The following is an 8,448-nucleotide window of genomic DNA, read 5'->3' on the forward strand; positions in this document are numbered from 1 at the left end:
ATCCTCATCTACTTCCGCAAGGAGATCCGGGCGATCGTCACCACCTGGACGCGCTCGCTGTTCGACCGCTCGCTCCGCTCCGCTCCCGACGCGCGGCAGGACGGACGGCCCGGAACTCGCCTAGGCTGCGCGGTGCCGCGCGGGAGCCTCCGCGACGCGGCACGGCGGGCCGTCGGACGGCACGGGCGAGGGAGAGGGAGACACCGGTGCGCATCGCGGTGATCGGACTGGGCGACATCGCCCGCAAGGCGTACCTACCGGTGCTCACCGCCCTCCCCGGGGCACGGCTCCATCTCCACACCCGCTCCCCCGCCACCCTCGCCGAGGTCGGGGACGCCTTCCACATCCCGTCGGAGCGCCGCCATCCCGACCTCGACGGCCTGCTCGCGGCCGCGCCCGACGCGGCGCTGGTGCACGCGCCGACGGAGGCCCACCCCGCGCTGGTGACCCGGCTGCTGTCCGCGGGGGTGCCCACCTACGTCGACAAGCCGCTTGCCTACCACGTGGACGACGCCCGCCGGCTGGTCGCGCTCGCCGCCGCCGGCGGGCTGCCGCTCGCGGTCGGCTTCAACCGCCGGTTCGCCCCCGGGTACGCGCAGTGCCGCGACCACCCGCGCGACCTGATCGTGCTGCAGAAGCACCGGCTCGGGCTGCCGGACCAGCCGCGGCGCGTGGTCTTCGACGACTTCATCCACGTGGTCGACACCCTGCGCTTCCTGGTCCCGGGCGAGGTCACCGCGACGGACGTCCGCGCCCGGGTGCGTGACGGGCTGCTCCACCACGTGGTGCTGCAACTCGCCGGGGACGGGTTCACGGCGCTGGGGGTGATGAACCGGCTCTCGGGCTCGGCGGAGGAGGTGCTGGAGGTGTCCGGGGCCGACACCAAGCGGGAGGTGCGCAACCTGGCCGAGGTGATCGACCACAAGGGGCAGCCGACCGTGCGCCGGCGCGGCGACTGGGTGCCCGTGGCCCGCCAGCGCGGGATCGAGCAGGCGGTGCACGCCTTCCTCGAGACGGTGCGCACCGGACGTCCCCGGTCCGGCTCGGACGCCGAGGACGCGCTGCGCACCCACGAGCTCTGCGAGGAGATCGTGCGCCGTGTGACCGTGTGACCGTGTGACCGCGTGACCGCGTGACCGCCGGGGCCCGGTTCGCGTCCGCCGGCCCCCCCGACCGCCCGGCCCCGGGTCAGCCGCCGAACTCGGCGCCCGCCAGCGGCTCCAGCACCCCGGCCCACACCAGCACCAGGAGTGCGACCCCCACCACGATCCGGTACCAGACGAAGGGCATGAAGCTGCGGGTGGAGACCCAGCGCATGAACCACGCGATCACCGCCCACCCGATGGCGAACGAGACCAGCGTGGCGAAGATCGTCGCGCCCCACCCCGCGTGGCCGGTGTCGCCACCGATCTCCCGCAGTTCGTAGAGGCCCGAGCCCATCACCGCGGGGATGGCGAGCAGGAACGCGTACCGGGCGGCCGCCTCGCGCGTGTAGCCGAGGAAGAGGCCGCCGGTGATCGTGGCCCCGGACCGCGAGGCCCCGGGGATCAGGGCGAGTGCCTGCCACAGCCCGAAGTACACGCCGTCGCGCACCGACAGCTGGTCGAGCTCCTTCAGCGGGCCGCGCGCGCGGTGGCGGCCGCCCCGTTCGGCCTGCGCGGCCATGCGGTCGGCGACACCCAGGGCGATGCCCAGCACGATGAACCCCAGCGCGATGAGCCGCAGGTCGCGGAAGGGCCCCTCCACGGTGTCCTTGAGGAGGATCCCGAGCACCGCGATCGGCACCGAGCCGACGATCACCAGCCAGCCCATCCGCGCGTCGGGAGCGGAGCGGAGCGAGCGGTCGAACAGCGAGCGCGTCCAGGTGGTGACGATCGCCCGGATCTCCTTGCGGAAGTAGATGAGGATCGCCACCTCGGTGCCGATCTGGGTCACCGCAGTGAACGCCGCACCGGGGTCCTGCCAGCCGGCGACGACCGCGGTGAGGCGGATGTGCGCACTGGAGGAGATGGGCAGGAACTCCGTCAGCCCCTGGACGATCCCGAGGACCAGTGCTTCGAACCAGGTCATGGCGTGCTCCGCTCGTCCCTGCGGTCGGCTGTCATGGGAGGGGTGGATCGGCCGCGGCGATCACGCGTGGCCGCGGCGGACGGGCGCCGCCGCCGCGGGGTCAGGCGCGGTCGGCGGGGTGGCCCGGCGTGCTGCTCTCCGCGGCGGTCGCGGCGGCGGACTCGCGCCGCGCGCGTCGGCGGCGCCACACCGAGGCCGAGACGGGGCCGGAGAGCACGAGGAAGGCGACCGCCGACAGGAACGCCGGCGAGATCGGGTCGGTGGCCCGGGCCCCGGCCACCGCGAAGGCTATGTTCTGGGGGAGACCGCCCAGGGCCGTCGCGCCGAGGAACGGCAGCCACGGCACGCGGGAGACGGCGGCGGCGGTGTTGACCACGGCGAACGGCAGGATCGGGACCAGCCGCAGCACCAGCAGCGACCGGAACCCGTGGACGCTCAGTTGCCGGTCGGCCGCCGTCAGCAGCCGCCCGCGCAGCAGCGGACGCAGCGCCCGCTGGCCCAGCACCCGTCCGGCGGCGAAGCCGGCGGCCGCTCCCAGCATCGTGCCGACGACGGCGAGCGCCGCGCCGGCCGCCGCCCCGAAGAGCGCCCCCGCGGCCAGCCCCATCACCGGACGCGGCACCATGAGCGCACTGAGCACCCCGAACCCGAGGGTGAAGACGAGCCAGGTGCCGAGACCCGCCGAACCGAGGGTTTCCTCCGTCAGGAGCCGCTGCGGCTCCAGCGCCGCGACCGCCAGCACACCGCCACCGAGCAGGACGCCCAGCACCAGCAGCCGGACCCCCACGGCCGTCCGCGACAGCGGCGGTCCGGGCAGCGAGGGCGCGGTTTCGTCAACGGCGGTGGACACCCGGCGAGCCTAGCCCACGGGGTGTGAACAACCGCGAGCCGCAAGGCGGCCGGGCCGTGGCGTACCCGCGAACGGGTGCGGAGCCCGGTGCCCGGCGGCACGCTGGGATACTGGCCGCGTGACCAGCGCCCCCGCCCGCCCCGTCAGCGGCCCCGTCTCCCACGGCACCGCACGCCTGCTCCCGGACGTCGACCGCCCGCGCGCCTGGCTGCTGACGGTCGACGACGTGCCGCAGTCCTACGTCGATCTCGACGACCCGGGGCATCTGGAGTTCGAGTACGTCCGGCGCCTGGCGCAGCTGCTGGCCGTCACCGCTCCCGCGGCGGAGCCGCAGCGCGTCGTCCATCTGGGCGGCGGGGCGCTGAGCCTGCCGCGCCACCTCGTCCACGCCCGGCCCGGCTCCCGGCACCTGGTGGTGGAGGACGACGGTGCCCTGATCGAGCTGGTCGCCGCGACCCTGGGCCCACCGCCGCCGGGTATCGAGGTCTGCCGGGGCGACGCCGTGGCGGTCCTCTCCGAGCTCCCGGCCGCTTCCGTGGACGCGGTGGTCGCCGACGTCTTCAGCGGCGACCGCACCCCGGCGCACCTCACCACCCCGGCCTTCCTGCGACGCTCGGCGGCCGTGCTCCGGCCGGGCGGCGTGCACCTCGCCAACCTCGCGGACTCCGCCCCCTTCGCCTTCCTGCGGTCGCAGCTCGCCGCGGCGGCGGAGGTCTTCGAGGAGGTCTGCCTGGTGGCCGAGCCGTCGGTGCTCCGCGGACGCCGCTTCGGCAACGCGGTGCTCGCCGCCGCGGACCGGCCGTTGCCGGTGGCCGACCTGGCGCGTCGCTGCGCCGCCGACGCGTTCCCGGCGCGGGTGGTCCACGGCCCGGCGCTCCGGCGGTTCGTCGGCGACGCCCGGCCGCCCCGGGGCGCGGGGGTGCCCTCGCCCCGGCTGCCGGAGGGCGCCTTCACCGTGGGGTGACAGCAGCCCGGCAACCCGTCCGCCCGGCGGCGCCCGACGAGGCGTCACCCGTCCGGTCGGAGTCGGCGCCCGGCGGCGCGAACACGCGCGGGCGGCGGCGCGAACGCGCCCTCCCCGGCCGTCCTACCGACTGGTAACGTTCCGGCCATGACGGAGACCACGCCCGCGCGTACGCCCACTGTCGGGGACCAGCTCGCCGCCTCGGTGCCGATGGCCCGGACCCTGGGGCTGGAGTTCACCGAGACGACGGCCGAGCGGGCCGTCGTCCGCCTCCCCGACCGGCCCGAGTACCGCAACCACGTCGGCGGTCCGCACGCCGGGGCGATGTTCACCCTCGCGGAGTCCGCCTCCGGCGCGATCGTGCTCGCCGCCTTCGCCGACCAGCTGGGTCGGGCGGTCCCGCTCGCCGTGCGCGCGGAGATCGGCTACCGCAAGCTGGCGATGGGCCCCATCACCGCCACGGCGGTGATGCGCCGCCCCATCGTCGACGTCGTCGCCGACCTCGACGCCGGCAGCCGACCGGAGTTCGACGTGCACGTCACCCTCCGCCGCGAGAACGGCGACGTCACCGGCGAGATGACGGTGGTCTGGACGCTCCGCCCCAGCAACTGACGGCACGAACGCCCCAGGCCCCGGTCGCGGGGCGGGGCAGCGACGGACGGACGGGGACGACGGTGCTGACAGCGCTCCGGGCGCTCGCGGGCCGGGCAGGCTCGGGTGTGGCGCACGCCCTCTGGAAGGGGCTGGCGCGGGCGGCGGCCGTCACCGCCGACCGCCCGGGCCCGTACGCCTTCCACCACGTGGGGGAGCGGACCCGGCTGGCCTTCCCCCAGGGCACCGTCTTCGGCGAGCGGTACATCTCGCTCGGCGCCGACTGCGTCATCGGCCAGGACGTCACCCTCACCGTCGGCATGGCGCCCGGACTGGATCTCGGGCCCGGGCTGCGGCTGACCCTGGGGGACGGCGTCGTCCTCGGCAGGGGCAGCCACGTCGTGGTCGAGGCGCCCGTCGACGTGGCGGACGACGTGTTCCTCGGGCCGTACTGCTACGTCACCTCGACCAACCACTCCTACGACGATCCGGCACGTCCGGTCGGGCTCCAGTGGCCGCGTGCGGCACCGGTGGCCATAGGGCCCGGCAGCTGGATCGGCGCCGGCGCCGTCGTCCTCCCGGGGGCGCGCCTCGGCCGCAACGTCGTGGTGGCGGCCGGCGCCGTGGTCCGGGGCGAGATACCGGACCACACCGTCGTCGCCGGCGTGCCGGCGCGGGCCGTCCGGCGCTGGAGCGCGCAGGAGGGATGGCAGCCGCCGCTCCGGACCCCGGCCCCCGTCCCCTGGACGGGGCCGCCGCCGGGGGCGGACGAGGACGTCACCCCGTGACACGTAGGAGCGGCGGAGGGGCGCGGGCCGGCCGCCGGTCCCCTCACCGTGGCGTGCGCCTCACCCCGTCGGGGGCCGCAGCTCCGCGAACTCGGGCCGCCCCAGCTCGATCGCCGGGCAGCGGTCCATCACCATCGCCACCCCGGCCTCCCTGACCCGCGCGAACGCCGCCTCGTCGACGACACCGAGCTGGAACCACACCGCTCGCGCCCCCGCGGCCACCGCCTCGTCCGCCACGGCGCCGGCCTGCGCGCTGTTGACGAACACGTCGACCACGTCCACCGGGAACGGGACGGCCGACAGCGAGGCGTACCCCGGCTCGCCCAGCACCGTCTCCGCCTTCGGGTGGATCGGCACGATCCGCTTGCCGAACCGCTGCAGCAGCGCCGCCACACCGTGGGCCGCGCGGGCGCGGTTGGTGGACAGGCCGACCACGGCCCAGGTCTCTCCCGGCGGCGCGAGTATCGAGCGCACCGTCCCGTCGTCTCCGTACATACCCGCGCCAACAGCCGGTGGCGTGCCGCCATTCCCGGCCCGCCACCGGCCGCCGGGCCGCGCGCGCCTAGGGTGGGCCCATGTCCGCACCCGACGCCTACCTGACCGTGCCCGGGCCCGGGGTCCACGAGACCGAGGTGAACCGGTCCCGGTTCGTCTGCGCCCTCGACCCGGTCGCCACCGAGGCGGAGGCGGCCGCGGTCGTCGCCCGCGAGCGGGAACGCCACCCGGGCGCCTCGCACCACTGCTGGGCGTACGTCCTGGGCGCGGACGGCGCGGTCCGCAAGGCGTCGGACGACGGCGAGCCCGGCGGCACCGCCGGGCTCCCCATGCTGCAGATGCTGACCCGCCGCGAGCTCCGCTGCGTCGTCGCGGTCGTGAGCCGCTACTTCGGCGGCACCAAGCTCGGCGCCGGCGGCCTCATCCGCGCCTACGGCGCGGCCGTCGGCACCGCGCTGGACACGATCGGCACGGTGACGCGCACCCGGTACCGCCTCGCCACCGTGACCGTGGACCACCAGCGCGCGGGGAAGCTGGAGAACGAACTGCGCGCGCGGGGGCACGTGGTGCGCGAGGTCGCCTACGGCAGCGCGGTCACCCTCACCACGGCACTGCCCGGGGGCGACCTCGACGCCTTCGCCGCCTGGCTCGCCGACGCCACCGCGGGCACCGCCGTCCTGGAACCCGGCGGCGACTGGTACGGGGAGGACCGACCCGGCACCGGCTGGTAGCGTTCCGGTGCCGCCGGCCCGTCGAGGCGGGGGCGCCGACAGGGGACGAAGGGGACGCCGCACCGTGCGACTGCTGCACACCTCCGACTGGCATCTGGGGCGGGGGCTCCACCGCGTACCGCTGCTGGAGGCGCAACGCGAGGCACTGGAGCACCTGGTCGCGGTCGCCGTCGAACGCGAGGTCGACGCCGTGCTGGTGGCGGGCGACGTCTACGACCGCGCGGTGCCGCCGCTGTCCGCCGTGCGGCTCTACGACGAGGTCCTGCACCGCCTCGCCGAGCACGGCGTCACCGCCGTGATCATCTCGGGCAACCACGACTCCCCGCACCGGCTCGGGGTCGCCGCCGGGCTCATCGGGCGCGCCGGCGTCCACCTGCGGACCGACCCGTCCACCTGCGACCGGCCGGTGCTGCTGGAGGACTCCCACGGGCCGGTCGCGATCTACGGCATCCCGTACCTCGAACCGGCCCTCGCACGCGCCGAGTTCGGCGTCACCCGCGCCGGCCACCGGGAGGTGCTCGGCGCGGCGGCCGACCGGATCCGCGCGGATCTCGCGCGCCGCGGCGCCGGGGTCCGCTCCGTCGTCCTCTCCCACGCCTTCGTCACCGGCGGCGTCGGGTCCGACAGCGAACGCGACATCACCGCCGGGGGAGCGGCGGCGGTCCCGGCCTCGCTGTTCGACGGCTTCGACTACACCGCGCTCGGCCACCTCCACGGCGCACAGACCATCACCGACCGCGTCCGGTACTCGGGTTCGCCCCTCGCCTACTCCTTCTCGGAATCCTCCCACCGCAAGGGCATGTGGCTGATCGAGCTCGGTCCCGGCGGGGAGCTCACCGCCGAGACGGTGCCGCACCCCGTGCCGCGGCCCCTGGGCCGCATCCGCGGCCGCATCGACGACCTGCTGTCCGACCCCGCGCACGAACCGCTGCGCGACCACTGGCTGGAGGCGACGCTGACCGACCCGGCGCGGCCCGAGGAGCCCATGCCGCGGCTGCGCGCCCGCTTCCCGCACCTCATCAGCCTGGTCCTCGACCCCGACCCGGTCCCCGGGGACGGCGCCACCACCTACGCGCAGCGACTCCGCGGCCGCGGCGACCGCGAGATCGCCGCCGACTTCGTCCGCCATGTCCGCCCCGGCTCGGAACCGACCCCCGCCGAGGCGGAGCTGCTCGACCGGGCTCTGGAGGCGGCCCGGGCGGAACCGCCGCGCGGCGCCGAGCAGGAGGGCGGCCCCGCATGAGGCTCCACCACCTCACGATCACCGCGTTCGGCCCCTACGCCGGCACCGAGCACGTCGACTTCGACCGGCTCGGCGCCGGCGGCCTCTTCCTGCTCCACGGGCCGACCGGTTCGGGCAAGACCGCCGTGCTCGACGCCGTCTGCTACGCGCTCTTCGGCTCCGTCCCCGGCACGCGCCGCGCCGACCTCGGCGCGCTGCGGAGCCACCACGCGCCCCCCGACCTCCCGACCGAGGTCGTCCTCGACGTCACCGTCGAGGGCCGCCGCCTGGAGGTCACACGCCGCCCGGAGCAGCAGCGACCGAAGAAGCGCGGTACCGGGCACACCCGCGACAAGGCCGTCAGCCTGCTCGCCGAGCGCACCCCCGACGGGGAGCTGCGCCCGCTCAGCCGCTCCCACCAGGAGATCGGCGAGGAGATCGGCACCCTCCTGGGCATGAACCGTGACCAGTTCTGCCAGGTGGTGCTGCTGCCGCAGGGCGACTTCGCCCGGTTCCTGCGCGCCGACGCCGAGGAGCGGGGACGGCTCCTCGGCCGGCTCTTCGACACCCGCCGGTTCGCCGCGGCGGAGCAGTACCTCGCCGCGGAGCGCGGCAGCGCGCTGGAGGCACTGCGCGAGGCGGACCGCGCGGTCGACCAGCTGCTGCACCGTGCGCACCAGGCCACCGGCGGCGGACCGCCGCCCCCGGTCGCGGACGCCGCCTCCGGCGCGCCGGAC

Annotated in this window: 10 protein-coding genes and 1 pseudogene; 8 read left to right on the forward strand and 3 right to left on the reverse strand. The window is 76.0% G+C overall.

What is annotated here, in order from left to right; all coding sequences use genetic code 11:
* Nucleotides 1-222: pseudogene (locus HCN52_RS24895) on the forward strand (hypothetical protein); the annotation flags it as partial.
* Nucleotides 207-1,112: a Gfo/Idh/MocA family protein gene (locus HCN52_RS18505; protein ID WP_168089573.1), complete on the forward strand. Its 906-nt coding sequence runs from the start codon at nucleotides 207-209 to the stop codon at nucleotides 1,110-1,112. The pseudogene HCN52_RS24895 and the gene HCN52_RS18505, both read left to right, overlap by 16 nt.
* 76 nt (nucleotides 1,113-1,188) lie before the next feature.
* Here HCN52_RS18505 and HCN52_RS18510 read toward each other — a convergent pair whose 3' ends face one another.
* Together HCN52_RS18510 and HCN52_RS18515 are read right to left on the reverse strand one after the other, a co-directional pair.
* A complete protein-coding gene (locus HCN52_RS18510) occupies nucleotides 1,189-2,070 on the reverse strand; it encodes an undecaprenyl-diphosphate phosphatase (protein ID WP_168089574.1) in 882 nt (293 codons plus the stop codon).
* 100 nt (nucleotides 2,071-2,170) lie between these two features.
* Entirely contained in the window at nucleotides 2,171-2,920 is a 750-nt protein-coding gene (locus HCN52_RS18515) for a TVP38/TMEM64 family protein (RefSeq protein WP_168089575.1), read from the reverse strand.
* A 118-nt stretch (nucleotides 2,921-3,038) separates the two neighbouring features.
* On the opposite strand from HCN52_RS18515, the gene HCN52_RS18520 reads away from it, so the two are divergent.
* The 3 genes from HCN52_RS18520 to HCN52_RS18530 all read left to right on the forward strand — a co-directional run bounded on the left by HCN52_RS18520 (nucleotide 3,039) and on the right by HCN52_RS18530 (nucleotide 5,263).
* Nucleotides 3,039-3,884, forward strand: coding sequence for a spermidine synthase (locus HCN52_RS18520; RefSeq protein WP_168089576.1), 846 nt, complete (start codon nucleotides 3,039-3,041; stop codon nucleotides 3,882-3,884).
* A gap of 147 nt (nucleotides 3,885-4,031) precedes the next feature.
* The gene (locus HCN52_RS18525) at nucleotides 4,032-4,496 is read left to right on the forward strand and encodes a DUF4442 domain-containing protein (protein ID WP_168089577.1); all 465 of its coding nucleotides are present in this window, start codon (nucleotides 4,032-4,034) and stop codon (nucleotides 4,494-4,496) included.
* 107 nt (nucleotides 4,497-4,603) lie between these two features.
* Nucleotides 4,604-5,263 (forward strand): acyltransferase, encoded by a 660-nt coding sequence (locus HCN52_RS18530; protein WP_312876768.1) that lies wholly within the window; start codon nucleotides 4,604-4,606, stop codon nucleotides 5,261-5,263.
* Nucleotides 5,264-5,323: 60 nt separating this feature from the next.
* Here HCN52_RS18530 and HCN52_RS18535 read toward each other — a convergent pair whose 3' ends face one another.
* Nucleotides 5,324-5,758 carry a CoA-binding protein gene (locus HCN52_RS18535; protein ID WP_168089579.1) on the reverse strand — a complete coding sequence of 145 codons (435 nt, stop codon included), beginning with the start codon at nucleotides 5,756-5,758 and terminating at the stop codon, nucleotides 5,324-5,326.
* 80 nt (nucleotides 5,759-5,838) lie between these two features.
* On the opposite strand from HCN52_RS18535, the gene HCN52_RS18540 reads away from it, so the two are divergent.
* The 3 genes from HCN52_RS18540 to HCN52_RS18550 all read left to right on the forward strand — a co-directional run.
* Nucleotides 5,839-6,489: a YigZ family protein gene (locus HCN52_RS18540; RefSeq protein WP_168089580.1), complete on the forward strand. Its 651-nt coding sequence runs from the start codon at nucleotides 5,839-5,841 to the stop codon at nucleotides 6,487-6,489.
* A gap of 64 nt (nucleotides 6,490-6,553) precedes the next feature.
* Nucleotides 6,554-7,732 carry an exonuclease SbcCD subunit D gene (locus tag HCN52_RS18545; protein WP_168089581.1) on the forward strand — a complete coding sequence of 393 codons (1,179 nt, stop codon included), beginning with the start codon at nucleotides 6,554-6,556 and terminating at the stop codon, nucleotides 7,730-7,732.
* Nucleotides 7,729-8,448: AAA family ATPase (locus tag HCN52_RS18550; RefSeq protein WP_168089582.1), on the forward strand; the 720-nt coding region annotated here is incomplete at its 3' end. The genes HCN52_RS18545 and HCN52_RS18550, both read left to right, overlap by 4 nt.

Source organism: Streptomyces bohaiensis (genome assembly GCF_012033785.1).
GTDB classification, from domain to species: domain Bacteria; phylum Actinomycetota; class Actinomycetes; order Streptomycetales; family Streptomycetaceae; genus Streptomyces; species Streptomyces bohaiensis.